At 71.0% G+C, this 25275-nt stretch carries 24 protein-coding genes; 10 read left to right on the top strand and 14 right to left on the bottom strand.

Annotated features, from left to right (window positions below):
- Positions 1–82: 82 nt before the first annotated feature.
- A complete protein-coding gene (locus STVA_RS05480; RefSeq protein ID WP_123689590.1) occupies positions 83–844 on the bottom strand; it encodes an SDR family NAD(P)-dependent oxidoreductase in 762 nt (253 codons plus the stop codon).
- The gene (locus STVA_RS05475) at positions 841–1722 is read right to left on the bottom strand and encodes a beta-keto acid cleavage family enzyme (protein ID WP_123689591.1); all 882 of its coding nucleotides are present in this window, start codon (positions 1720–1722) and stop codon (positions 841–843) included. Before STVA_RS05475 ends, STVA_RS05480 begins: the two co-directional genes overlap by 4 nt.
- A gap of 153 nt (positions 1723–1875) precedes the next feature.
- Between STVA_RS05475 and STVA_RS05470 the strand changes: the two genes are divergently transcribed.
- Positions 1876–2712 carry an IclR family transcriptional regulator domain-containing protein gene (locus STVA_RS05470; RefSeq protein WP_170216445.1) on the top strand — a complete coding sequence of 279 codons (837 nt, stop codon included), beginning with the start codon at positions 1876–1878 and terminating at the stop codon, positions 2710–2712.
- Here the strand turns inward: STVA_RS05470 and STVA_RS05465 are convergent.
- Entirely contained in the window at positions 2696–3319 is a 624-nt protein-coding gene (locus STVA_RS05465; protein ID WP_197735794.1) for a class I SAM-dependent methyltransferase, read from the bottom strand. The genes STVA_RS05470 and STVA_RS05465 overlap by 17 nt on opposite strands.
- Positions 3267–4511 (bottom strand): M24 family metallopeptidase, encoded by a 1245-nt coding sequence (locus tag STVA_RS05460; protein ID WP_170216446.1) that lies wholly within the window; start codon positions 4509–4511, stop codon positions 3267–3269. Before STVA_RS05460 ends, STVA_RS05465 begins: the two co-directional genes overlap by 53 nt.
- Positions 4512–4685: 174 nt before the next feature.
- On the opposite strand from STVA_RS05460, the gene STVA_RS05455 reads away from it, so the two are divergent.
- Complete coding sequence (locus STVA_RS05455; RefSeq protein WP_123689595.1) at positions 4686–5657, top strand: Bug family tripartite tricarboxylate transporter substrate binding protein; 972 nt, start codon at positions 4686–4688, stop codon at positions 5655–5657.
- A gap of 7 nt (positions 5658–5664) precedes the next feature.
- Here STVA_RS05455 and STVA_RS05450 read toward each other — a convergent pair whose 3' ends face one another.
- On the bottom strand, positions 5665–6906 hold the full coding sequence (locus STVA_RS05450; protein ID WP_123689596.1) for a flavin monoamine oxidase family protein: 1242 nt from the start codon (positions 6904–6906) through the stop codon (positions 5665–5667).
- 262 nt (positions 6907–7168) lie between these two features.
- Between STVA_RS05450 and STVA_RS05445 the strand changes: the two genes are divergently transcribed.
- Positions 7169–7936: a hypothetical protein gene (locus tag STVA_RS05445; RefSeq protein ID WP_142235668.1), complete on the top strand. Its 768-nt coding sequence runs from the start codon at positions 7169–7171 to the stop codon at positions 7934–7936.
- A 7-nt stretch (positions 7937–7943) separates the two neighbouring features.
- On the opposite strand, the gene STVA_RS05440 is transcribed toward STVA_RS05445, so the two are convergent.
- On the bottom strand, positions 7944–9434 hold the full coding sequence (locus STVA_RS05440) for a 3-hydroxyacyl-CoA dehydrogenase (protein WP_123689598.1): 1491 nt from the start codon (positions 9432–9434) through the stop codon (positions 7944–7946).
- Positions 9435–9614: 180 nt separating this feature from the next.
- Here STVA_RS05440 and STVA_RS05435 point away from each other — a divergent pair, with 180 nt between their 5' ends.
- Genes STVA_RS05435 through STVA_RS05425 form a run of 3 tightly spaced genes read left to right on the top strand, consistent with a single transcriptional unit; the run spans position 9615 to position 12620 of the window.
- Positions 9615–10088, top strand: a complete 474-nt coding sequence (locus STVA_RS05435) for a tripartite tricarboxylate transporter TctB family protein (RefSeq protein WP_123689599.1) — start codon at positions 9615–9617, stop codon at positions 10086–10088.
- Between the two features lie 13 nt (positions 10089–10101).
- Entirely contained in the window at positions 10102–11604 is a 1503-nt protein-coding gene (locus STVA_RS05430; RefSeq protein ID WP_123689600.1) for a tripartite tricarboxylate transporter permease, read from the top strand.
- Between the two features lie 26 nt (positions 11605–11630).
- Complete coding sequence (locus STVA_RS05425) at positions 11631–12620, top strand: tripartite tricarboxylate transporter substrate-binding protein (protein ID WP_123689601.1); 990 nt, start codon at positions 11631–11633, stop codon at positions 12618–12620.
- Positions 12621–12786: 166 nt separating this feature from the next.
- On the opposite strand, the gene STVA_RS05420 is transcribed toward STVA_RS05425, so the two are convergent.
- The 4 genes from STVA_RS05420 to STVA_RS05405 all read right to left on the bottom strand — a co-directional run bounded on the left by STVA_RS05420 (position 12787) and on the right by STVA_RS05405 (position 17320).
- A complete protein-coding gene (locus tag STVA_RS05420; protein ID WP_123689602.1) occupies positions 12787–13491 on the bottom strand; it encodes an ABC transporter ATP-binding protein in 705 nt (234 codons plus the stop codon).
- 16 nt (positions 13492–13507) lie between these two features.
- Positions 13508–14275, bottom strand: coding sequence for an ABC transporter ATP-binding protein (locus tag STVA_RS05415; RefSeq protein WP_123689603.1), 768 nt, complete (start codon positions 14273–14275; stop codon positions 13508–13510).
- The gene (locus tag STVA_RS05410; protein ID WP_123689604.1) at positions 14272–16137 is read right to left on the bottom strand and encodes an ABC transporter permease; all 1866 of its coding nucleotides are present in this window, start codon (positions 16135–16137) and stop codon (positions 14272–14274) included. The genes STVA_RS05415 and STVA_RS05410 overlap by 4 nt, the downstream gene beginning before the upstream one ends.
- Before the next feature lie 67 nt (positions 16138–16204).
- Complete coding sequence (locus STVA_RS05405) at positions 16205–17320, bottom strand: ABC transporter substrate-binding protein (protein WP_170216447.1); 1116 nt, start codon at positions 17318–17320, stop codon at positions 16205–16207.
- 163 nt (positions 17321–17483) lie between these two features.
- On the opposite strand from STVA_RS05405, the gene STVA_RS05400 reads away from it, so the two are divergent.
- The 3 genes from STVA_RS05400 (at position 17484) to STVA_RS05390 (ending at position 21625) form a co-directional block, all read left to right on the top strand.
- Entirely contained in the window at positions 17484–19568 is a 2085-nt protein-coding gene (locus STVA_RS05400) for a hydantoinase/oxoprolinase family protein (RefSeq protein ID WP_170216448.1), read from the top strand.
- On the top strand, positions 19565–21226 hold the full coding sequence (locus STVA_RS05395) for a hydantoinase B/oxoprolinase family protein (protein ID WP_123689606.1): 1662 nt from the start codon (positions 19565–19567) through the stop codon (positions 21224–21226). Before STVA_RS05400 ends, STVA_RS05395 begins: the two co-directional genes overlap by 4 nt.
- Positions 21227–21295: 69 nt before the next feature.
- A complete protein-coding gene (locus STVA_RS05390; protein WP_123689607.1) occupies positions 21296–21625 on the top strand; it encodes a DUF1236 domain-containing protein in 330 nt (109 codons plus the stop codon).
- A gap of 39 nt (positions 21626–21664) precedes the next feature.
- Here the strand turns inward: STVA_RS05390 and STVA_RS05385 are convergent, their stop codons facing one another.
- Together STVA_RS05385 and STVA_RS05380 are read right to left on the bottom strand one after the other, a co-directional pair.
- Positions 21665–22282 (bottom strand): glutathione S-transferase family protein, encoded by a 618-nt coding sequence (locus STVA_RS05385; protein WP_123689608.1) that lies wholly within the window; start codon positions 22280–22282, stop codon positions 21665–21667.
- Positions 22279–22737, bottom strand: a complete 459-nt coding sequence (locus STVA_RS05380) for an SRPBCC family protein (protein ID WP_123689609.1) — start codon at positions 22735–22737, stop codon at positions 22279–22281. Before STVA_RS05380 ends, STVA_RS05385 begins: the two co-directional genes overlap by 4 nt.
- A gap of 165 nt (positions 22738–22902) precedes the next feature.
- On the opposite strand from STVA_RS05380, the gene STVA_RS05375 reads away from it, so the two are divergent.
- Positions 22903–23640: a transporter substrate-binding domain-containing protein gene (locus STVA_RS05375; protein ID WP_123689610.1), complete on the top strand. Its 738-nt coding sequence runs from the start codon at positions 22903–22905 to the stop codon at positions 23638–23640.
- Between the two features lie 3 nt (positions 23641–23643).
- Here the strand turns inward: STVA_RS05375 and STVA_RS05370 are convergent, their stop codons facing one another.
- Together STVA_RS05370 and STVA_RS28060 are read right to left on the bottom strand one after the other, a co-directional pair.
- Entirely contained in the window at positions 23644–24888 is a 1245-nt protein-coding gene (locus tag STVA_RS05370; protein ID WP_123689611.1) for an RNA polymerase sigma factor, read from the bottom strand.
- A complete protein-coding gene (locus STVA_RS28060) occupies positions 24885–25259 on the bottom strand; it encodes a YciI family protein (protein ID WP_123689612.1) in 375 nt (124 codons plus the stop codon). The genes STVA_RS05370 and STVA_RS28060 overlap by 4 nt, the downstream gene beginning before the upstream one ends.
- Positions 25260–25275: the final 16 nt, after the last annotated feature.

The raw sequence follows: 25275 nt of genomic DNA, 5'->3' as shown, positions 1-25275 counted from the left end.
GCCCTCCGGACGGTTTCGCCGCTCCGCCTTACGACGGAACGGCGAAGGGTGCAACGTCCGGCGGCGCGACCTTTCCGCCGCGTCAGACGGTCAGGCCGCCATCGACGACCAGCGTATGGCCGGTCACCATGGCCCCGCCGCCGCACAGGAACAGCATCGCTTCGGCGATGTCGTCCGGCACGCAGGCGCGATTCATCGGCGTCTTGGCGATGGTCTCGGCCTTGCGGTCGTCCGGCCACGCCTTGGTCCAGGGCGAGTCGACGAAGCCGGGCGCCACCGCGTTCACCCGCACGTCGGGCGCCAGCGCCTTGGCCAGCGACCGGGTCATGTTGATGAGTGCGGCCTTGCCCGCCGCATAGGGCAGGCTGGAGCCGGATGCCGCGATGCCGGCGATCGAGGCCGTGCTGACGACCGCCCCCTTGGACGCCCGCAGCGCCGGTGCCGCCGCCTTGGTGCAGCGGAACGGGCCCAGCAGGTTGACCGTCAGGATCGTCGTCCAGAACTCGTCGGTCTGGGCGTCGAAATCGTCGAAGGCGATCGGCGTCGAGGTGGCGGGCGTGCCGGCATTGTTCAGCAGGTAGTCGAGCCGGCCCAGGCGGTCGACGGCGGCCGCCACCATCGCCTGGATCGCCTGCGGGTCGGCGACGTTGCCGGGCGCGCCGACGACGTCCAGCCCATCCGCCTTCAGGCGGGCGACGGAGTCGGCGCCGCGCGGGTCGTCCGGCAGGTGGTTGATGGCGACGCGCGCACCCATGCGGGCGAACAGCGTGGCCGCCGCCAGGCCGATGCCGGACGCGCCGCCGGTGATGAGCGCCGTGCGCCCGGAAAGATCGGCCGCGATCATGCGTGGTTCCTCAGCTTCAGCATCTGGCGGGCTTCCTGCGGCGTCGCCGTCTCATGGCCCATCAGGTTGATGATCTTGATCGCCTTCTCGACGAGCTGGGCATTGCTGCCGTAGACGCCCCGCTCGAGATAGATGTTGTCCTCCAGCCCGACACGGACATGGCCGCCCAGCAGGACCGCCTGGGCCACCATCGGGAACTGCATGCGCGAGATGCCGAAGCCCGCCCACTCCGCCCCCGGCGGCAGCAGGTCGCGCATGTAGGCCATGGCGGCCGGCGTCGCCGGCTGCCCCCAGGAGATGCCGAGGCAGAGCTGGTAGAGGGGCGTGCCCTCGATGATGCCGCTCTCGACGAAATGGTTGGCCAGCCGCACATGGCCGCTGTCGAACACCTCCAGCTCCGGCTTCACGCCCGCCGCCTGGATCGCCTTGGCCATGGTGGCCAAATGGGCCGGCGTGTTCATGAAGACATGCGGGCCGAAATTCATCGTCCCCATGTCGAGGCTGCAGATTTCCGGCCGCAGCTCCTCGACATGCTGCACGCGCTCGGCCGGGGTCGACAGGTTGGTCCCCTTGGCCGGCTCCGACGGCACCACGTCGCCCGGGATGAAGCGGCCGCCGGCCCCCGTCGTCAGGTTGATGACGAGGTCGGTGCCGCTGTCGCGGATGCGGGCCACCACCTCGCGATAGAGGGCCGGGTCCATGCTGGGCTTGCCCGTTTCCGGGTTGCGGACATGGATGTGGCAGATGGTGGCGCCCGCCTTGGCCGCCTCGACGCAGGCCGTCGCGATCTGCTCGGGCGTCACCGGGATCGCCGGATGCTTGCCGACCGTGTCGCCCCCGCCGGTGACGGCGCAGGTGACGATGACCTTTCTATCCATTGGGGGCTTCCTCGAAGGCTTCTGGCAGGGTGGCCGAGCGCGGGCTCGAAGCCGGAGCCTAAGCGGCGGCGGCAGCCACGGGAAGCCCCGTCGGCGTGCCGGCACTGCGCGGCGCGCTTGCAGCACCCGCCGGTCCGGGGTCGAATGGCGCCGATGTCGAACCCGCCCCCTGCCCCGCCCGATACCGCCGACCGCGAGGCGGTGCAGGCGCTGGTGCGCGGCCTGGCGGTGATGCGGGCGCTGGGCACCCGGCCGGCCGGCGCCACCATCGCCGAGACGGCGCAGGCGACCGGCATCACCCGGGCGGGCGCCCGGCGGATCCTGCTGACCCTGGCGGCCCTGGGCTATGCCCGGCAGGACGGCCGCCGCTTCGCGCTGACCCCGCGGGTGCTGGAGATCGCGGGCGGGCTGCTGGCCGGCGGCCCCCTGCCAGTCGCGGCCGACCCGGTGGCGCGCGCCTTGTGCGAACGGCTGGAATGCGCCGTGTCGGTCGGGCTGCTGGAAGGGCCGGACGTGGTCTATCTGCTGCGGCACGACCCGCCACGGCCGATCCGCCTTGGCATCCAGGCCGGCTTCCGGCTGCCGGCCCATGCCAGTTCGATGGGCTGGGTGCTGCTGGCGGGACTGCCGCCATGGCAGGTGGAATTCCAGCTTCGCCGCAGCCACCTGGCCCGCCTGACCGAGCGGACGGAGACCGACCCCGAACGCCTGCTGGCCGGCATCGAGAGCGTGCGGCGGGCCGGCTGGTCCTTCCTCGATTCGGCGGCCGAGGACGGCGTCGCCGGCCTGTCGGTGCCGATCCGCGACGCCGGGGGCCGGCCGACAGCCGCGCTCAATCTCAGCGTCCGCAGTGTCCGCTTCCCGCCGGATCGGGCAGAAGCAGAGTTGCTGCCGGTCCTGCGGGCGGCCGCGGCCGATATCGAGGGTCGGATGGGCCACGCGGTCCCGCCCAACCGGCCTACCCCACCCCGGCCTACCCCACCAGCGTGAAGGCCAGGCGCGTCCAGCGCACGCCCGGCCGGCCGAAGAGGCCCGGCTGATCGTCGAGCCGGATCGCCGGCTCCAGCCCCTCGCGGGCCGCCAGCGCGATCGTCTCGTCGGCCGACACCGCGAACATGCGCCGGCCGGCCGGCACCGGCCCGTGGCGCAACGACAGCAGCAGCGTGCCGCCCGGCCGGACGCAGCGGGCGACCGCCGGCATGGCGCGCCGCCGCTGCCCCTCGTCCAGATGCATCCACACCGCCGACAGGACAACGAGGTCGAAGCGGTCGCCGCGCCGGTCGAGCACGGCCAGCTCCGGCAGGCTGTCGTCCAGCCATTCGATGCGGGGGGAGGCATGCAGGGCGGCCGCCCCGTGGCGCAGTTCGGCCGTCGGCTCGACCGCCACCACGTCGTGCCCCATGGCCGCCAGCGCCGCCGCATCCCGCCCGGTGCCGGCGCCGATATCCAGCACCCGGGCCGGAGGCGGCGGCAGCAGGTGCAGGAAGGCCCGGTTCAGGTCGGCAAAGGAAATGCTCTCATATTGCCGGAACAGCGCCTCTGCCTCATGGGCGTAACCCTCCGTCCCGGATACCGGCGTCTCGTCCACCATCGACATCCCCGCTGCTGTCGCCCCGATCATGGCTGTTCCGGTTCGCCTGCGTAAGCACCGTCGCGCGACGGCCAGCGACGGCCACATCGACGAAACGGGCGGCACCGACCCCGGGGATATAGATGCCGGGCTCCACCACCAGCACCTCGCCCGCCAGGATCGGGCGGGGATCGAACGGCATGTCCTCGGGGATCTCGTGGGTGCCGACGCCGATGCCATGGCCGGTGCGGTGCAACAGGTAGGGTCCGAACCCGGCCCGCTCGATCACCGCCTGGGCCGCCTCGTCGACGCCGCAGAGCGGCTTCCCGGCCACCACGGCGGCGAGGCCGGCGGCGGTCGCGGCGTGGGCGGTGTCGACCGCCCGGCACAGCTCGGCCGGTGGGCGGCCCAGCACGAAGGTGCGCTGGTCCTCAATGCTGAGGCCATCGAGACGCACGTTGCAGATGGTGACGGTGGTCGTGTCGTCCAGCGCCGTGGCCGCCGACTGCGCGCCGTCGCCGTGGGGGGATGCGGCGGCCGGACCGCTGAGGCTGAGGAAGCGGAGGATCTGGAAGTCGCGGCCGGGCGCCAGGCGGGCGGCATCGACCATGGCGGCCGCCGCCATGCGGTGGTCGAGTTCGCCCAGCAGCCGGCCCGGACGGATTTCGTCGGCATAGCGGGCGAGTGCTGCATCGGCGATGCCGGCCGCCAGGGTCATGGCGGCGATCTCCTCCGGGTGCTTGACCAGGCGCACCGGGCGCAGCTCGCGCGCGGCCGGCACCACGCGCATCTGCGGCAGCAGGCCTGCGGCCTGCGCCAGGGCTCCGGCCGCGTCGACGCCTACCCGCGCCCGCGACAGGCCGAGGTCGGCCAGCACGCCCGCCACCAACTCCGGCCACTGGTGCAGCAGCGGCAGCCGTCCGCTCTGGCGCGGCTGCTCGCCGTAATGGACGATGCGGTCGAGCCAGAGGTTGCCACGGGCGCGCTGGGCGTCGGCCCGGTTCCCGGCGATGCGCGGCAGGATGGCGGCCGAAGGCCCGTCGCGCGGCACGACCACCAGGAACGGGCGCTCCCAGGCCTGGACCGCCAGCGGCAGGTTGGTCGCGAATTCGAACCATTCCGCACCCGACAGGGCGAGTGCCGCCACGTCGGCCTGGTCCATCGCCCGCCGCAGCGCATCCAGCCGGTGCCGGCGCACCGCGTCGCTCAATCCCGGCATCGAACTTCCCTTCATGGTCGACCAAAGGATGGGTGGCCGGAACCTTGAGCACGGCGCTTGCTGGGTGCCAGATGTTCGGCAACCGCCCATTTGTTCGCTGGGCGCACCAATTGACGGCGGGGCCGGACCGGCCCCACCGTTCGGCAGACGGTTCCAGCAGGGGGAGATTCGAGCATGCGCGGAATGTGGCGTGGCCTGGTCGGCGTGGCGGTCGCTTCGCTGGTGGCGGTCGGGGGCGCGGCCGCCCAGACCTATCCCACCAAGCCGATCCGCTGGATCCTGCCCTACCCGCCCGGCGGCGGCACCGACGTGATGGGCCGGCTGGTCGCCGAAGCCGTGGCGCCGCGCCTGGGACAGCAGGTGATCGTGGTGAACCAGAGCGGGGCTTCCGGCACCGTCGGCAGCGATGCCGTGCGCCGGGCGGATCCCGATGGCTACACCCTGCTGTTCAACGCCAGCATCTTCGTGCTGGGCCGCAACGTGGTGAAGGCCGCCCCCTACGACCCGGTTGCGGACTTCACGCCCGTGGCCCGCATCGGCGAGGTGCCGCTGATCCTGCTGGCATCCAACGGCGTCACCGGCCAGACGATCCCGGAGATCGTCGCAGCCGCCAAGGCCAACCCGTCCGGGTTCAACTTCGGCCTGTCTTCCCTGGGGTCGGCCGGGCACCTGGCGACGCTGGAATTCATCCGCCTGGCCGGCACCCGGATCGAGACGATCGCCTATCGCGGCGCCTCGCCGGCCCTGACCGACCTGGTGGCCGGCAACGTGCAACTGATGATCGACCCGATCACCACCCTGCTGCCGCAGGCGCAGGCCGGCCGGGCCAAGGCGGTCGCCGTCACCGCGGCTGCCCGCAGCCCGCTCGCCCCGGACGTGCCGACGACGGCCGAGGCCGGGATGCCGGGCCTGGTGCTGGCCTCGTGGTACGGCGTCTGGGGGCCGAAGGGCCTGCCGCCGGCGGTGGTCGCGCGCGTCTCGGCCGCCATGGCCGATGCCGCCAAGGACCCGGCCTTCATCGCCAAGCTCGCGACCTACGGCATCCAGCCGACCTACATGGGGCCGGCAGAGTTCCCGGGCTTCATGCAGGCCGACATCGACCGCAGCATCGCCCTGCTGCGCGCGGCCGGGTTCCAGCCGGAATAGCCGGCCCCTATGGGGCGGCGGCCAGCACCTGCTCGGCCGCCGCCACCCCCGTCTGATAGGCGCCGTGGGCGGTCGAGAAGTCGTTCGCCGAGCAGGCCTCGCCCGCGAACAGGATGCGGCCTTCGACCGGGGCCGCCAGCGCCGCCCGGGCATCGGCAAAGCCCGGCAAGGCGTGCGAGTACGAACCCAGCGCCAGCGGGTCGCGCGCCCAGGCACTGGCCGTCAGCGGCCGCAGATGGGGGCGAATGGCGCTGCCGAAGGCGCGCACCAGGTCGTCGACCGCATGGGCGAAGAAGGCGTCGATGCCGCCCGCCTCCAGCCGGCGGGCGATGATGCCGCCGAAATAGCCCTCGATATAGTCGCGGCCCAGCGGCCGCAGGTGGTAGGCGCCGATGGCGGTGCTGTCGATGCGGCCATAGATCTGTCCCTCCACCGGCACCATGTCGGGCCGGTCGAGGGCGATGTAGAGCTTGTCGGCCAGGCCCAGCGGCAGGCCGGCCGCAGCCGCCAGCTTGTCGGGCAGGGCCGGGTGGAAGACGACGCCGCCCGTCAGCAGCAGCGGCGGCGGCAGCGTGACGATCACCCGGTCGGCCGTCAGCGTGCCCTGTGGCGTCTCCAGCCGGATGCGGCGGCCGGAATGGTCGATGCGCGTGACGGGGCAGCCCAGCCGGATGGGCAGGCCGCGCGCCCGGGCGGCGACCAGCGCGCCATAGCCGGCGGGCAGTCGCCAGTTGAAGTCGGTGTCGTCGTAGCGCCAATGGTCCAGCGTCGACAGCCGGTCGGGCTCGACGCCATTGGCCCAGGTGCTGCCCGCGGCGATCAGCGGGTTCCAGGGCGAGGCCGGGTCCGCCAGGTCCGACGCCGGGCGGTCTTCCCCCGCCTCCGCCGCGGCATGGACGCGGTCCCAGAAGGCCTCGCGGTCGGCGCGGAATTCGGCCTGGCCGCCCGGCGGAAAGGCCGGGTTGCCGGTCGTCCGGCCCCAGGGTGCCGGCGTGCGGTCGACCATGAAGCCAAGCTCGTCCGCCACCCCGACCCACGGGTTCCGGTCGGCCGAATGCAACCAGTGGCAGCCGAGGTCGAGCGCGTCCGGCCCCAGGCCGGTCACCGTCCAGGCGCGGCCGCCGATCCGGTCGCGCGCTTCCAGCACCTGGAAGTCGCAGCCGGCCTGCGCCAGGCGCCACGCGGCCCCGACACCCGCCGCCCCGGCACCGACCACGGCCACCGTCACGTCATTGCCCGATCCCGCCACGCTTCCCCCTGCCGTTGTCCTGGGCTCCACCCGCCCCTTGGATGGTGGGTGGCATGGCCGGGGTCAAGCCAAGCCATGATGACAGTCCCCCAACTCTCGGTAGAGTAGCGGTCCGATTTTCGGCCACCAGGTACGGGCTGCGGCCAATTGTGGCTAAAGTTGGTACGAAGTGTGCTTGAGTCGAGCGCGAGTCTTCGGTACTTTGCGGCACTTCCAGGTTCGTCGATGAACGTCCCGGAAGATAGCAAAAGGGGCTGGTCGGATGACAGCATGGCGGGGGGCGCTGGGCGCTTTGGGCATCGTGGTGGCTGCCGCCACTCCGGCCGTCGCCGCGTCGCCGATTGCCGAGCTGGAGCAGTTGCTGCTGCGTGAGCAGGCGCAGCCGGCAGCACCGGCGCGCAACGTTCGCCCGATCGCCAGCCAGATCGACCGCAAGCCGGGCCTGCCCTGGAACTATGCCGTGATCGAGCGCGATCCCAACTTGCGCCGCGCGGCGATCGATCCGCTGACGCCGGTGGCGCCTTCGGCGCAGGCGCCGGATGCGAGCTCCGAGCTGAAGAACAGCGTCGGCTGCATCGTCGGCGGCACGCTGGGCGCCACCGTGGCTTCGCTGGCCGGCGGCACCAACACCATCAACCTGATCGGCGGCGGCATCGTCTCGGCGATCAACCCCGTCACCTTCTATGTCAGCATGGTCGGGGTGGTGTTCGTGTCGTTCTGCCAGCTTGGGCAGGCGCTGACGCCGCTCTATGTCTACATGACGACGCCTTCTGCCCCGGCCGAGCCGATCATCGGCGCGCCGCAGATGGAGCGGCCGCCGCAGGACCTGCCCGACTTCCGCCGCGGCGTGCCCTACGAGTCGCGGCCGGGCGTGCCGATGGTGCGCGCCGCCGATCAGCCGGCGGGATGGGCGGCCGAGCCGCCGGCGCGCGGCAACTGCGTCCGCGACCGCCGCTCCATCCGCCTCGCCATGGCGGCCATGGTCCATGGCGAGGTCATTCCGCCGCGCTGCTCCGGCTCGCTGATCTAGCCCGCCCTTACGCCGGCGTCGCGGCCGGCAGCCCCAGCAGCGCACGGCGCCGCAGCCACAGGCTGGGGCGATAGCGGTCGTCCCCGGTCGCGGCCTGGATCGCCTGCAGGATGGCGTGCACTTGGCTTGCCCCGATCTGGTCGGTCATGGCCAGCGGCCCCTGCGGATAGTTCAAGCCGAGCTGCATAGCCGTGTCGATGTCGGCCGGTGCCGCCACCCCGATCTGGGCCATCTCGCAGCCCAGGTTGGCGATCATGGCGCGCAGGCGCTGCTGGATGAAGCCCGGCGAATCCTTGATCGCCGTCACCGCCCGGCCATTGGCGACGATGCGGGCGGCCACCGCCGCCAGCACCGCCGGGTCGGCGCCGGGTGCCGTCATCAGCGTCACCCGCTTGGAGATGTCGCAGACGAGGTCGACCGCCACCAGCCGGCGGTGGTCGACGCCCAGCCGCACGGCGACCGCCGTGCAGTCCTCGCCCACCGGGGCGACCAGCAGCGGGCTCTCGCCATCGTCATGGGCGATCTGGTCGGCGCCAGCCATCAGGTCGGACAGGGCGGCCGACACGTCGAGCAGCACCACCCGTTCGGCCGGCGCGGATTCGGGCAGCGACGGCACGAGGCCCGGCGTCCGCACGCCCTTGGCGTCATAGGTGAAGTGCCCCTGCCCGGTCTTGCGGCCAAGCCGGCCCGCCTCGCGCATGGAACGGTGATAGGGCGTCGTGCGCAGGCGGGGGTCGTTGTAATAGCCCTGCCAGATGATCTCCGACACCGGGTGGTTCACGTCGATCCCGGTCAGGTCCATCAGCTCGAACGGACCCATGCGGAAGTGGCAGCAGTCGCGCATCACCTGGTCGACCTGCTCGGGCGTGGCAACGCCTTCATGCACCAGTGCCAGGCCCTCGGTCGTGAAGGAGCGGCCGCCGAAATTCACCAGGAAGCCCGGTGCGTCCTTCACCTTGACCGGGACGCGGCCGAACCGCTCCCCCAGGGTGGACAGGCGGTCGGCGACCGCCGGATCGGTGTCCGGGCCGCTGATGACTTCCACTAGGCGCATCACCGGCACCGGATTGAAGAAATGCAGGCCGGCAACCCGGCCGCGATGCTTCAGCGCCTGGGCGATGCGCGCGATCGGAATGGACGAGGTGTTGCTCGCAAGGATGGCATCGGGCGCGCAATGCGCCTCCAGCGTGGTGAAGACAGCGTGCTTCACCGCCAGGTCCTCCACCACCGCCTCGATGACGACGCCGGCCGGCGCCATCTGCGACAGGTCGTCGACGACGGTGATCCGGCCCTTGGCGGCCGCCGCGGACTCGGCCGTCAGCGTCCCTTTCTCGGCCAGGCGATCGATCCGGCCGGCGATGGCGGCCAGCGACTTGGCGGCGAAGCCGGGTGCGGCGTCGTACAGCAGCACCGCATGGCCGCCGGTCGCCGCCACCTGGGCAATGCCGGCACCCATGGTGCCCGCCCCCACCACGCCGACCACGATCGCGTCGTTCATCCCTGAAGCTCCTTGCCTGAATGCGCCGGCAATCTGGCACGGCGGGACAGGGAAAGAAAACCACGGCGGAATCCCGTCCGCGCGCGACGGTCCGGCGCGCATATTGGCCAAACCGGTGCTAAATTGATTCCAGATCGGCGTCGGTGCGGGGGCACTGGCGTCCGGCGAGGTGGGGGATCGATGACAATGCCATCCGGCGGCCGCATACGGTCGCCGCAGGATTTCATGGCGGGCCTGTCGCTGATTGCGCTGGCCGCCTTCGCCCTTTGGCAAAGCGCCGAACTGGATGCCGGCACCATCGGGCAGATGGGGCCGGGCATGCTGCCGCGGGCGCTGGCCCTGCTGACCGGCCTGTGCGGGGTCGGCATTGTGGCCGGGTCGTTCTTCTGGCAGGGGCCGGGGCTCGAACGCTGGGCGATCCGGGCGCCGCTCTTCATCCTGGGGTCGGTCGTGCTGTTCGGCCTGACCGTGCGGCCGCTGGGCCTGGCGGTGGCGGGCCCGCTCTGCTTCATGGCCGGCGCGCTGGCCGGCACCGAGGGCCGCCTGGTCGAGACGATCGTCTATTCCGTCGTCCTGACCGTGGCCTGCCTCGGCCTCTTCATCGGCGTCCTGGGGCTGCCGATCCCGGTCGCGCCGTGGCTGATCGGCCGCTAGGGAGGGCCGGATCATGGAAGACCTGTTCGGCAACCTGGCGCTCGGCTTCTCGACCGCGCTGTCGCCGCAGAACCTGCTGCTGTGCTTCGTCGGCTGCCTCGTCGGCACGCTGATCGGCGTGCTGCCGGGCGTCGGCCCGATCGCCACCATCGTCATGCTGCTGCCGCTCACCTTCACCGTCGACCCGACGGGCGCGCTCATCATGCTGGCCGGCATCTATTACGGCGCCCAGTATGGCGGCTCGACGACGGCGATCCTGGTGAACATACCGGGCGAGGTCAGCTCGGTGGTGACGACGCTGGACGGGCACCAGATGGCGCGCCAGGGCCGCGCCGGCGTGGCGCTCGGCACGGCGGCCATCGCCTCCTTCGTCGCCGGCACCTTCGCCACCTTCGTCATCGCGGGGCTCGGCCAGCCGCTTACCCGGCTCGCCATGCTGTTCGGCCCGGCCGAGTATTTCGCGCTGATGGTGATGGGGCTGGCCTTCGCGGTCGTGCTCGCCCGCGGCTCGATCATCAAGGCCATCTCGATCATCGTCGTCGGCCTGCTGCTGTCGACCGTGGGCACCGACCTGGAGACGGGCGAGGACAGGATGACGCTGGGCCTCAGCGCGCTGTCCGACGGCATCGACTTCGCGGTCCTGGCCATGGGCATCTTCGGCTTCGCCGAGATCCTGCGGAACCTCGACAAGCCGGAGGCGCGCGACGTGGTGCGCGGCGCCATCGGCCGCCTGCTGCCGTCGCGCGCCGACCTGCGCCAGGCGCTGGGGCCGACGTTGCGCGGCACGGGGCTGGGCGCCATCCTGGGCATCCTGCCCGGCAACGGCGCGGTGCTGGGGCCGTTCGCCTCGTACTCGCTGGAAAAGCGGATGGCGAAGGACCCCTCGCGCTTCGGCCGCGGCGCCATCGAGGGGGTGGCCGGGCCGGAGGCCGCCAACAATGCCGGGGCCCAGACCGCCTTCATCCCGCTGCTGACGCTCGGCATCCCGCCCAATGCGGTGATGGCGCTGATGGTGGGCGCCATGACGATCCACGGCATCATCCCCGGTCCGCAGGTGATGACCAAGAACCCCGGCCTGTTCTGGGGGATGATCACCAGCATGTGGATCGGCAACCTGATGCTGCTGATCATCAACCTGCCGCTGATCGGGCTCTGGGTGCGCCTGTTGAAGGTGCCCTATCGCCTGATGTTCCCGGCCATCCTGCTGTTCTGCTGCATCGGCATCTATTCGATCAACAACAACCCCGCCGACGTGCTGACGGCCGCTTTCTTCGGCCTGGCCGGCTATACCCTCTACAAGCTCAGCTTCGAGCCCGCGCCGCTGCTGCTGGGCTTCGTGCTGGGCCGGCTGATGGAAGAGAAGCTGCGCCAGGCGTTGATCCTGTCGCGCGGCAGCTTCATGACCTTCGTCGAGCGCCCTGTGTCGGCCGGCCTGCTGCTGGTCGCCGTGCTGGTGCTGGTGGTGGCCACCCTGCCCGCCATCCGGCAGCGGCGCGAGGAAGCATTCCAGGAATGACCCCAGAACCGAACAAGCGAGGAACCATGAACCCCACGAGACGCGCCGTCCTCGGCATCGCGGCCGCCGCCGCCATCGGCGTGATGGCCGGCACGGCCCAGGCCCAGGCCTATCCCACCCGCCCGGTCGTCATGATCGTGCCGTTCGCCGCCGGCGGCCCGACCGACGTCATCGCCCGCATCGTCGGCGAGCACATGTCGCGCACGCTGGGCCAGCAGGTGATCATCGAGAACGTGGCCGGTGCCGGCGGCACCACCGGCATCACGCGGGGCGCCCAGGCGGCGGCCGACGGCTACACCATCATGATGGGCCACATGGGGACGCATGGGGCGGCACCCGCGCTCTATCCCAAGCTGCGCTACGACCCGACGACGGATTTCGAGCCGATCGGGCTGGCCGCCGGCACGCCCATCCTGATCGTCGCCAAGAAGGACTTCCCGGCCAATAACCTGGCCGAGTTCGCGACCTACGTGAAGGCGAACGCCGCCAAGCTGAACGAGGCCCATGCCGGCGTCGGCTCGGTGTCGCACACCACCATCACCATGCTGAACGCCCAGCTCGGCGTGAAGCCGGCCCAGGTCGCCTATCGCGGCACCGGCCCCGCCCTGAACGACCTCGTCAGCGGCCAAGTCGACTTCATGTGCGACCAGATCGTGAACCTGGTGGAGCAGGTGAAGGCCGGCACCATCAAGGCCTACGCCATCGCCACGCCGGTCCGCTCGCCGGCCCTGCCCGACCTGCCGACCACCACCGAGGCCGGCATGCCCGACTACCAGGTCAGCGCCTGGAATGCCGTGTTCGCGCCGAAAGCCACCCCCAAGGAGATCGTCGCCAAGCTGAGCGATGCGCTCGACAAGGCGCTGTCGGACGAGGGCACGCGCAAGCGCCTGCTCGACCTGGGCGGCGTCATCCCCGAGGGCCGCGAGCGCACGGGCGCCTATCTGGGCGAGTTCGTGAAGGCCGAGGTGGCGCGCTGGACGCCGATCCTGAAGGCATCGGGCGCCGTCGCCAACTGACGGGCGGGTGGCGGCGGCTGGCAATGCCGGCCGCCGCCGATCCGAATGTGGCGCGCGCCCGTGCGTCTCTCGACCGCTCGCTGCGCTGTGCGCTCGAGATGAGGTTCTTCCTCATATTGCCAGGTCCTGGAACGCACCCGGCGCCCACGTCGGCAGCAGACAGGTATCAGAGCCCCAGATAGGACCGCCGCACGCGCTCGTCGGCCAGGAGGCTGCGGGCGTCGGCTTCCAGCAGGATGCGGCCGGCCTCCAGCACATAGCCGCGGTCGGCCAGGCCCAGCGCCATGGCGGCGTTCTGCTCCACCAGCAGCACCGTCATGCCCTCGCGCCGGATGTCGAGGATCAGGCGGGCGATCTCGGCCACGATGCGGGGCGCCAGGCCCATCGACGGCTCGTCGAGCAGCAGGACCTTGGGCCGGGCGACCAGCGCGCGGCCGAAGGCCAGCATCTGCTGCTCGCCGCCGCTGAGCGTGCCGGCAAGCTGGCGATGGCGCTCGCGCAGCCGCGGGAAAAGCCCGTACATGCGCTCGATGTCGGCGGCGACGCCCGCCTTGTCGCGCCGCACCAGCCCGCCCATGCGCAGACATTCATGGACGGTCAGGTTGCGGAAGACCTTGCGCCCCTCCGGCACCTGGGCCAGTCCGGCGGCGACGATGCGCTCGGGCGGTTGGCCGTCGATGCGCTGGCCGGCGAAGCGGATCTCGCCCCGCGCGGGCCGCAGCAGGCCCGACACGGTGTTGAGGATGGTGGTCTTGCCGGCCCCGTTGGCGCCGATGAGGGCGACGATCTCCCCCTCGGCCACGGACATCGAAACGCCGTTCAGCACCTGGATCGGGCCGTAGGCGACGGCGAGGTCGGCGATCTGCAGCATCAGCCCGCCTCCAACATCAAACGGCTGTCCCGCCGAGATAGGCCTCGATCACCTGGGCGTCGGCCTGCACTTCGGTCGGCGTACCGGTGGCGATGACCCGGCCATAGTTCAGCACGGTGATCCGCTGGCAGATGTCCATCACCATCTTCATGTTGTGTTCGACCAGGAAGACGGTGACGCCGCGGTCGACGATGCGGCCGATCTGGTCCATCAGCGAGCGGGTCTCGGACGGGTTCATGCCGGCGGCCGGCTCGTCCAGGATCATCAGCTTGGGCTCAGCCGCCAGCGCGCGGGCGATCTCCAGCAGGCGCTGGTGGCCGTAGGGGATGCGCCGGGCGGGCTCGCGCGCCTGGTCGGCCAGGCCGACGACGGCCAGCGCATCCATCGCGCGCTCGACGATGGCGGCCTCCTCCGCCCGCACCCAGCGCCGCCCGACCATGGCCGCCAGCGCGCCCGCCCGCGTCAGGCGATGGCAGCCGATCATGGCGTTCTCCAGCACCGTCATGTCGTAGAAGAGCTGGATATCCTGGAAGGTACGGGCGAGGCCCAGTTGGGCGATCGCCTCGGTCGGGCGGCCGGCGATCGGGTGCCCGTCGAAGGTGATGCGGCCGCCGTCGGGCCGGTGCACGCCGGTGACGACATGGAAGAGCGTCGACTTGCCCGAGCCGTTCGGCCCGATCAGGCCGCGCACCTCGCCCTGGCGGACGTCGAGCGAGGCCCCATCCAGCGCCGTCAGGCCGCCGAAGCGCTTGGTGACGCCCTCCAGTTCCAGCAGCATCGTCATCGCTGCCCCGCGACCAGCCGCCATGCGCGCCGGCCGATGTCGGCCAGCCCGCCCGGCAGGAACATCATGAAGAGGATCAGCAGCCCGCCATAGACGACGAGGCGATAGTCGGCCAGCACCCGCAGCACCTCGGGCAGCAGGCTGACGACGAGCGCGCCGACGATGCCGCCGGGCAGAGAGCCCAGGCCGCCGATCACCACCATCGTCACCATCTGCACCGAGGTGAGGAAGTGGAAGCTCTCGGGGTTGATGTAGGCGATGTAGTGGGCATAGAGCGCACCGGCCAGGCCGGCGCAGGCCGTGCCGATGACGAAGGCCACGATCTTCTGCCGGTCGGCCGGGATGCCGGAGGCGACCGCCGCCAGCTCGTTCTCGCGCACCGCCACCAGGCTGCGGCCGAAGCGCGAGCGCGTCAGCCGGCGCAGGAAGAACCAGGTCAGCGCCAGCACGCCCGAGATGAGGACGAAGAACCCCTCCTCGCTCTCCAGCTCCCAGCCGGCGAAGTTGGGCAGCGGGATGCCGTAGATGCCGTAGGCGCCGTTGGTCAGCCACTTCCAGTTCAGCATCAGCAGGTTGACGATCTCGCCCATCGCGAGCGTGCCGATCGCCAGGAAGTGCCCGGACAGGCGCAGCAGCGGCGCCACCAGCAGGCCCGCCAGGCCGGCCAACATGGCCGCCAGGGGCACCGCCAGCACGAAGGGCACGCCCAGCTTCATCGTCAGCAGGGCGCTGGCATAGGCGCCGACGCCATAGAAGGCCGCATGCCCGAAGGAGAAGGCGCCGGTGTAGCCGACGATGAGCTGCAGGCCGAGGACGGCGATCGCCGACAGGAGCGCCATGTTGGTGATGCGCAGGGCATAAGTGTCGGCCAGCAGGAGGAAGCCCAGCCACAGGGCGAAGATCCCGCCCAGCACCAGCACGGCCCGCCCGGTGCCGCGCGACAGCAGCTCGACGGCGCCGCTGGTCGCCACCTTGGCGCCTTCTGTGATCGAACGCCCGGTGCGGCTGGTCGGGCGATAGAAGGCCATCAGGATGACCAGCAGGGCCGAATAGGTGATGACGTTCTTGTACTCGGACGAGATGGTGCCGGCCGCCAGCGTCTCGATCACGCCCAGCGCCAGGCCGCCCAGCATGGTGCCGACGATGCCGAAGCCGCCGATCGCACCGGCGGCGAAGGCCTTGATGATGACGCCGTGGCCGATGCCGAACGAGGCGAAGAACATGGGCGCGATCAGCACGCCCGCCGCCCCGCCGAGGGCGCCGCTGATGCCGAAGGTGAGGGCCACGTTGCGCCGCCGGTTGACGCCATAGAGGGCCGCCGTCGACGGGTCGAGCGAGGCCGCGCGCCACGAGATGCCGGCCATCGTGCGCTGGAAGAAATACTGCAGCGCCGCCATGACGCCGAGGCCCAGCCCCAGGATCCAGAGGTTCAGCGCCTGCACGCGCAGGCCGAAGACGATGATCGGCTCAGCCGAGAACAGCACCGGATAGGCGATCGGCTCGCGGCCCCAGATGATGATGGCGACCGCCTGCATGGCGATCGACAGGCCCAGCGTGGCGATCAGCAGGTTCAGCAGCGGCGCCCGCCGGTCGAGGATCGGCCGCAGGATCGTGCGCTCCAGCAGCACGCCGACGAGCCCCGTCGCCAGCAGCACCAGCAGGAAGACGACGGCATAGGGCAGACCGGTGAAGAGCAGCAGGCTGAGGCCGAGGAAGCCGCCCAGCATCACCATCTCGCCCTGGGCGAAGTTGATGAGCTCGGTCGCGCGCAGCGTCAGCGCGAAGCCGAGCCCGACCAGGCTGTAGACGCAGCCGATGGTGAGGCCCGACAGGACGAGCTGGGCTAGGGTCTGGATGTCCATGACGGTCGATCGCCCGCCCCCGGGCTGCGGGGGCGGGCGGGTTCCCGTGCTCGGGTGGGCTTGCGGTTCAGCGCGCCAGGATGACCTTGGCCCCGCCCTTGACCTGCACCTTGTAGAGCGCGAACGACACCTCGCCCGTCTGGTCGAACGACCAGTTGCCGAGGATGCCGCTGAAGCTGTTGCCGCCGGCCTTCAGGTTGGCGGCATAGTCGCGTACCGCCTGGCGGTCGATCTTGCCGGTCTTCTGGACGGCCTGGTGGATGATCTCGACCGTGTCGTAGAGCTCCGCCACCCAGCCGTCGGCGTCGCGGCCATACTGCTCGCGATAGCGCTTGCCGAAGGCCTGCAAGGTCGGGTCCGGGTCGGCCGGGGTGAAGGGCTCCACCAGCACCGCGCCCTCGACCGCGTCGCCGCCCAGCTCGATATACTTGGGCGAGGCGTTGCCGGTGTCGCCCAGGAGCTGGAGCGACAGGCCAAGCTGCTTGGCCTGCTTGGCGATCAGCGCGGACGCCGTGTAGGCGCCGATGGTGTAGAGGCCCGTCGCGCCCGACGCCTTCACCCGGCTGAGCTGGCCGGTGAAGTCCTGGTCGGCGCGCGGGAAGCTCTCGAAGGCGGCCGGCTGGAGGTTGCGGGCGGCCAGCGCCTCCTTGAAGCCGTTGGCCATGGATGCGCCGTACTCGTCGTCGGAATAGAGCACCGCGATCTTGGTCTGGCCCAGCTTCTCGACCGCGAAACCCGCCAGTTCCTTGGTCTGGGCGGTGGCGCCGACGGCGATCCGGAAGACGTAGTCGGAGCCCTGCTTGGTGATCGACGTGCCGACGCCGGCCGTGAACTGCGGCGTGCGGTAGCGCTTGGTGATCGGCACCATGGCCAGCGCGCAGGGGCTGTTCATCGCCCCCAGCACCGCCACCACATTGTCCTTGGTGATCAGCTTGACCGTGGCGTTGACCGACTGGTCGCAGTTGCTGCCGTCATCCTCGGAGACCAGCTCGATGCGGTACTTGCCGCCCGCCGCGTTGATCTCCTTGGCGCGCAATTCCGCGCCCGTAAGCTGGCTCTGGCCGACGGCGGCGAAGGCGCCCGTAAGCGGCCCGACGACGCCGATCTTGATCACCTGCTGGGCGGCGGCCTGACCGCCGACGAGCCCGACCGCCAGCATGGCGGCGACCGACAGGAAACGCATGGTGGACCCCCGCAGCCCCCGGCGGGCGCCCGGCGGAATGCAGGCGCGGCCCTTGGGGAACGCGGCACTCTCATGCAGAACCCGTGCCTTGCCAAGCGGGATTCCGCATCGCAAGATTGCGCTAACAGCCCTACGGCTTTCCCTTCCCCAACCCAGGCTTGGCATGATCCGGATCGGCGTCGATATCGGCGGCACCTTCACCGACTTCGCGCTGACGGGCGTAACGGGGGCGGGCCTCAGCCTGCACAAGCAGCTCACGACGCCCGACGACCCGTCGCGCGCGGTGCTGGAGGGGGTGGCGACCCTGGCCGCCGCGGCCGGCATCACCGCCGCCGACATCGGCGAGATCGTGCATGGCACCACGCTCGTGACCAATGCCGTCATCGAGCGGCGCGGTGCGCGCACCGGCATGATCGTGACCGAGGGCTTCCGCGACCAGCTCGATATCGGGCTGGAGCAACGCTACGACCTGTTCGACCTGCGCATCCGCTTCGCCCCGCCGGTCGTGCCCCGCGCGCTCCGGCGCGAGGTGCGCGAGCGCATGCGCTGGGACGGCAGCGTCGAGACGCCGCTCGACGAGGCGGGCCTGATCGCGGCCGTGCGCGAGCTGGTCGATGGCTATGGCGTCGAATCGCTGGCGCTGTGCTTCCTCCATTCCTACGCCAACGACGCGCACGAGCGGGCGGCGCGCGCCCTGGTCGAGGCGGAGTTTCCGCGCCTGCACCTGTCGGCCAGCGCCGACGTGCTGCCGGCGATGCGCGAGTTCGAGCGCTGGACCACGACGACGGTCAACGCCTACACGATGCCGGGCTTCGACCGCTATCTGGGCCGGCTGGAGGCGGGCCTGGCCACGGCGGGGTTCGCCGGGCGCCTGTTCCTGATGTCGTCGAGCGGCGGCGTGGTGACGCCGGCCACCGCCCGGCGCTTTCCCGTGCGCATGCTGGAATCCGGCCCGGCCGCGGGCGTGCTGATGTCGGCCCGCCACGGGCGCGAACTGGGGGTGGCCGACCTTCTCTCCTTCGACCTGGGCGGCACGACGGCCAAGGGCGCGCTCGTGCGCGACGGCCGGCCGATGCGCCAGTACGAGATGGAGGTCGCGCGCACCTACGAGCACAAGCGCGGCAGCGGCCTGTCGCTGAAGATCCCGGTCATCGACATGACCGAGATCGGCGCGGGCGGCGGCAGCCTGGTCGGCATCGACGAGCGCGGCCTGCTGTCGGTCGGCCCGCGCAGCGCCGGCGCCGATCCCGGTCCCGCCTGCTACGGCCGCGGCGGCACCCAGGCGACGCTGACCGACGCCAACCTGATCCTGGGCTATCTCGACCCCGATTTCTTCCTGGGCGGCGCCATGGCGCTCGACCGGGCAGCAGCCGAAGCGGCCCTGGCCGCGGCCGGGGGGCCGCTCGGCCTCGACGTGCTGCGCACGGCCTGGGGCGTGCACGAGATCATCAACGAGGATATCGCGCGCGCCTTCCGCATCCATGCCGTCGAGCGCGGCTTCGACGCAAGGCGCGCGACCATGGTCGCCTTCGGCGGCGGCGGGCCGATCCACGCCATGGGGGTGGCGCGCAAGCTGCGCATTCCGCGCGTCGTCTTCCCGGTCGGTGCCGGCGTGATGTCGGCGCTGGGCCTGCTGGCGAGCCCGCTGTCCTTCGAGGTGGCGCGGTCCCTGCCCGTGCGCCTGTCCGACCTCGATCCCGCCCGCTTCGCCGAGATCCTGGGCCGGCTCGAGGCCGACGCCGCGGCCTTCCTGGCCGATGCCGGGCTGGCGCCCGCGGATATCACCATCGACCGCCGCGTCGACCTGCGCTTCCGCGGCCAGGGCCACGAGGTCGAGGTGCCGGTGCCCGACCAGGACCTGGCCGGCGCCTTCCCGTCCATGACCGAGCGCTTCGCCGAGCTCTATCGCCGCCGCTTCGGCGTGGCGCTGATCGACGAGCCGGTGGAGGCGGTGACCTGGAAGGTGACGGCGCACGGGCCGGAGCCGGCGATGCCCGCCGCCGAGGCACCAGCCGGCGACGCAGGCGACCCGCGCAAGGGCAGCCGGCTGGCCTACATGCCGGAGGAAGCGGGCTTCGTCGCGGTGCCGACCTGGGACCGCTATCGCCTGCGGCCGGGCGACCGCATCGCCGGCCCGGCCCTGATCGAGGAGCGCGAATCGACCGTGCTGCTGCGCCCCGGCGACGTGGTGACGGTCGATGCACGGATGAACCTGGTGGCCGAGATCGGTGGGGACAGCCAGCCATGAGCACGAGCGAATTTGACGCCGTCACGCTGCGCATCCTGTGGGACCGCCTGATCTCGATCTCCGACGAGATCGTCGAGACGCTGGTCCGCACCTCCTTCTCGACCATCGTGCGCGAGGGCTACGACCTGTCGGTCATGCTGTTCGACCGCGAGGCGAGGCTGCTGGTGCAGGGCACGCGCTCCATCCCCGTCTTCATCGGCACGGCACCGGTGACGTTGGCGCACATGCTGGCCCGCTTCCCGGCCGAGACGCTGCGACCGGGCGACATCGTCGTGACCAACGACCCGATCATCGGCACCGGCCACCTGTTCGACATCTGCGTCATGCGGCCGCTCTTCCGCGAGGGCCAGCTCGTCGCCTTCACCATGAGCATCACCCACCTGCCCGATATCGGCGGCATGGGCTTCTCGGCAGCCGCGACCGAGATGTTCCACGAGGGGCTGCTGCTGCCGATCTGCAAGCTGTTCCGCGAGGGCGTGGTCGACGAGACGCTGGTCGAGCTGATCCGCCGCAACGTGCGCGTGCCCGAGCAGGTGATGGGCGACATCTATGCCAATGTCAGCGCCTGCGAGGTGGCCGCCCGCCAGATCGTCGACTTCATGGACGAGTACGGCATCGACGACCTGGTACCCGTGTCGCGTGCCATCTGCGCCCAGTCCGAACGCGCGGTGCGCCGCAAGATCGCCGAGATCCCCGACGGCACCTATCGCAACCGCGTGCAGATCGAGGCGATCGGCGAGCCGGTCCACATCGCCTGCACCATCGAGAAGCGGGGTGACGCGATCGCCATCGACTTCGCGGGCTCCAGCGACTGCATCCGGGCCGGCATCAACGTGCCCTTCTGCTACGCGCGCGCCATGGCGATCTATTCGATCAAGTGCATCACGGCCCCCGGCATCCCCAATAACGAGGGGTCGGTGGCACCGATCACGGTGACGGCACCCGAGGGCTGCATCCTCAACGCCCAGCCGCCCTCGCCCACCGCCGGGCGCCACGTCGTCGGCCATTTCGTGACACCGCTCATCTTCGGCGCACTGGCCGATGCGGTGCCGGACCGGGTGCAGGCCGACTGCGGCATGATCAACATCATCACCGTGCAGGGGAAGCGCCCGGACGGCGATGCGCTGTCGACCCTCTATTTCGTGGCCGGCGGCTTCGGCGCGCTGTCCGGGCTGGATGGCGCGCCGACGACGCCCGGCCCGTCCAACATGGCCTGCGTGCCGACCGAGATCTGGGAAAGCCGCACCGGCATCACGGTCGAGCGCAAGGTGCTGCGGCCGGATTCGGGCGGCCCCGGCCGCCATCGCGGCGGGCTGGGGCAGGAGATCATGCTGCGCAACGATACCGGCCACCTGCTGACCGTCTTCTCCATGGCCAACCGCACCGACTTTCCCGCGGCCGGCCTGCATGGCGGGCAAGCCGGAGCCTTGCGCGAGCACCAGCTCGAAGGCGTGGCCGTGCATCCCAAGAGCCGACAGGAGCTGAAGCCCGGCGACCGGCTGCTGCTGCTGGAGGCCGGCGGCGGCGGCATCGGCGACCCGCGCCTGCGCGACCCGGATGCCGTCCGCGTCGACATCGAGAATGGCTTCGTCAGCCGCGCGCAGGCCGTGGCCGTGTATGGGCTCGACCTGCCGCAACAGGACGCCGCCGCAGACTGAATATTCGTCGAACGGAACTCCACGGCCGCATCTCAGTTTCTCCTGTGGAACAACAACAGGAGAACGGACATGAAGAAATTTGCTCTTGGTGGTGCGGTTGCCCTGGCCATGCTGACTGCGGCCGGTGCCGGTATCGCGCAGACGGCGACGACCACGACCACGACCCGCACCACGACGCTTTCGCCCGACCAGCGCACGGTGGTGCAGGAATACGTGGTGCGCGAGAAGCGCCCGTCGGTCGTGGTCGACAACTACGAGGTCCGCACCGGAACGGCCCTGCCGCCCAGCGTGCAGTTCTACACCGTCCCCCAGATGGACAATTATCGCTACACGATCGTGAACAATCGCCAGGTGATCGTCGACCCGACGACCCGCCAGGTGATCGAGGTCCTGAACTAGCGTCCTGAAGGTGGGGCTGCCGAGCCGGCAGCCCCTTCTTCATGCCGCTTCGGACGGGAAGGGCTGGCGCCAGCCCTCCAGCCCGTTCATGCGGTCATGCCAGCGGCCGATGGCGGGAAACGCATCGAGCGGAATCCGGCTGGCCTCGGCATAGGGCAAGGCTATCGCGACGGCGAAATCCGCGATGGTAGGCCCATCCCCGACCAGCCAGTCGCGCGCGCCCAGATGGGCTTCCAGGATAACGGCGCTTTGCCGGAAGCTGCTGGTCGCTGCCCGAACCCCCTCCGCATCCGCCGGGCCCAGGTCGAACAGCGGCCGGATGACATGCTCGAAATAGAGCGATCCCCCATGGCGTGTGAAATGCTCGCTGTCCCAGCTCAGCCAGCGGATCACCTCGACCTGTCGCGCGTCGGCCGGCCACAGGTCGGAACCGGCCCGCAGGGCGAGATAGGCCATGACCGCGTTCGATTCCGACAGGCGGTAGTCGCCATCGACCAAGGCCGGCACCCGGCCGGCGGGGTTGATCGCCAGATAGCCGGGCTTCTTGTGCTCGCCCCGGCCAAGGTCCACCCGGACGAACTCGACCGGCGAGCCCAGATGGCGGGCGACGGCACACGCCTTCCGCGGCATCAGCGTCTCGGCGTAATAGAGCTTCATGCCGCATCCCCGATGAAGAGCCGCACCAGGCGCTCCATGGACTCCGTCCAGCCGCGGGTGTGGCCGGTCTTCGACTGCTCGTCGGCCAGGCGATCGTGCTGCACGGTCACCTCGGTCCCGTCTGTCAGGGGCCGGAAGGTGACGGTGACGCGCGACACGCGCTCGGGCGTCGAAACCCACGCCCAGCTAAAGACCAGGCGCCGCTCGGGCTCGACCACGCCATAGACGCCCGACACCTCGTGGCGGTCGCCATTGTCTTCGCGCAGGACGGTGCGGAAGCCGCCGCCGACCCGCACGTCCAGCGTGGCGCTTTCCACCCGCGTGTGATGCGGCCCCCACCACAGGCCCAGAAGCTGCGGATCGGTCCAGGCCGCATAGACCCGGGCCACGGGCGCCCGGATGCGGCGAACCAGCGTCAGGCTGGGCTCGGTGATCACTGGCTGGTCTGCGTCCATCAGGCCTTGCCTCGATTTAGATTACTTATTGGTTAAGTGATAAAGTCCCGGCCAAGGGCTGTCAATCGGGGGCGCCGGCCAAGAATGGGCTTGTGCAGGCGGCACGGCTGGTCGATTCCATTCGGCCACCCGTTCGCCGACCCACCCAGCCGACTGGAGCCGCCGATGCCCGCCAAAGTGACCGCGTCCCCCGAAGTGATCGCCGAGCTCGCCCCTACGGGCACGCTGCGCGCGGCGATCAACATGTCGAACTTCCTGCTGGTGACCGGCCGCAGCCCGACGGGCGATCCCGACGGCGTCTCACCCGACATGGCGCGCGCCATCGCCGACCGTCTGGGCGTGCCGGTGTCCTACCACCCCTATCCCAAGCCGGGCGAACTGGCCGACGACGTCGAGAACTGGGATATCGGCCTGATCGGCGCCGAGCCGCAGCGCGCCGCCAGGATCGCCTTCACCGCCGCCTATGCCGAGATCGAGGCGACCTACCTGGTGCCAGCCGGCTCGCCGATCACGACGCTGGCCGAGGTCGACCGGCCGGGCGTCACGATCGCGTCGACCGGCCGGGCGGCCTACGACCTGTGGCTGGAGCGGAACATCCGCAATGCCACGGTCATCCGCACCGACACCCTGGATGCGGCCCTGGCCCTGTTCGTCGCCGACAAGCTCGACGTGCTGGCCGGCCTGCGCCCGCGCCTGATGGCCGACATCGACACGCTGCCCGGCGCCCGCATCCTCGACGGCAGCTTCATGTCGGTGCAGCAGGCGATCGGCACGCCGCGCGGCAATGCGGCGGCTGCCCAGTTCCTGGCGGCCTTCGTCGAAGAGGCCAAGGCGACCGGGCTGGTCGCCAGCTTCATCAACGGGCGCGGCGTGCGCGGCCTGACGGTGGCGCCCGCCGCCTGAGGGTCATTCCGCCCGCTCCAGGCGGTCCAGATGCCGGCGGATGTGGTCGGCCTCGGCTGCACTGCCGGCCAGCGCGATCGCGCGGCAGAAGGCGACCCGCGCCTCTGCCGCCCGGCCGAGCTGTTGCAGCAGCCAGCCGCGCAGGCCGAAGAAGTGGAAGTAGCCGGCCAGCGCCTCGGCGAGGGGTTCGATCATCGCCAGGGCGGCGGCCGGCCCTTCGACCTTGGCCACCGCGACGGCGCGATTGAGGGTGACGACCGGCGACGGCTGCACGGTCTCCAGCGCGCCGTAGAGCTGGGCGATCTGCGGCCAGTCGGTGTCCTCCGGCCGGGCCGCCCGGGCGTGCAGGGCCGCGACCGCCGCCTGGATCTGGTATGGCCCGCGCCGACGGTGGCGCAGCGCCTTGTCGAGCAGGGCCAGCCCCTCGGCGATGGCCGTGCGGTTCCAGCGGCCACGATCTTGCGCCTCCAGCAGCACGATGGCGCCGTCGCCATCGAAACGGGCATCGCGGCGGGAATGCTGCAGCAACATCAGGGCGGCCAGCCCCATGATCTCGGGCTCTGCCGGGAACAGCCGCAGGAGCAGGCGGGCCAGCCGGATCGCCTCGTCGCACAGCGGGCCGCGGGCATCGGCCTCGGCGGCGCCGGCCGAATACCCCTCGTTGAACAGCAGGTAGATCATGGCGGCGACGGCTGCCAGCCGCTCCGCCCGTTCCGACGCCCCCGGCGTGTCGAAGGCCAGGGCAGCCTCGCCGATCCGCCGCTTGGCGCGCGTGATGCGCTGCTCCATCGCCGCCTCCCCCACCAGGAAGGCGCGCGCGATGCGCCCGACCGGCAGGCCGCAGACGACGCGCAGCGCCAGCGCGATCTGCTGCGTCGGCGGCAGGTCGGGATGGCAACAGATGAAGAGCAGTCGCAGGATATCGTCGCGGTAGCCCTCGCCGTCCAGGCGCTCGGCCAGGGCCGCTTCCGCATCGCCCAGGTCGGACAGCATCTCTTCCGCCGGCAAGGGCTCCTGGCGGCTCTGCCGGCGGACGCCGTCGATGCCGCGGTTGCGTCCGACCAGGATCAGCCAGGCGGCCGGATCGCGCGGCGGCCCGTTCGCCGGCCAGGATTCGAGCGCGCGCAGGCAGGCGTCCTGGAACGCCTCCTCGGCCAGGTCGAGGTCGCGGAAATAGCGCAGCAGGGCCGCCACCGCCTGGGGGCGGGCGGCGACCAGCGCATGCTCGACCCAGCCCAGTTCGTTCACGGCGCGACCGCGCCCGGGCGAAACATCGACACCGGCCGGATCTCGTAGGACCCGGTGCCGGGGTTCGCCACCGCCAGGTCGCGCACCGTCGCCAGCGCCTCGTCGAGTGAGGCGCATTCGATCAGGTAGAAGCCCAGCAACTGCTCCTTGGTCTCGGCGAAGGGGCCGTCCACCACCAGCGGGCCGTCCCGCCCCTTGCGGACGGTGGTCGCGGCGGTCGTCGGCAGCAGGCGGGCGACGGGACCCAGCCGGCCGGCACGCGCCAGCCCGTCCTGCACCACGGCCAGCTTCGTCATGACGTCGTCATGATGCTCCTTGCTCCAGGAGCCCACAGCATCTTCGGAATTGTAGCAAAGAACGGCATAGAGCATCGGTCGCTCCCTCCTG

Source organism: Stella humosa (assembly GCF_006738645.1).
GTDB lineage: Bacteria > Pseudomonadota > Alphaproteobacteria > ATCC43930 > Allostellaceae > Allostella > Allostella humosa.
This window is presented reverse-complemented; position numbering and strand designations above follow the sequence as displayed.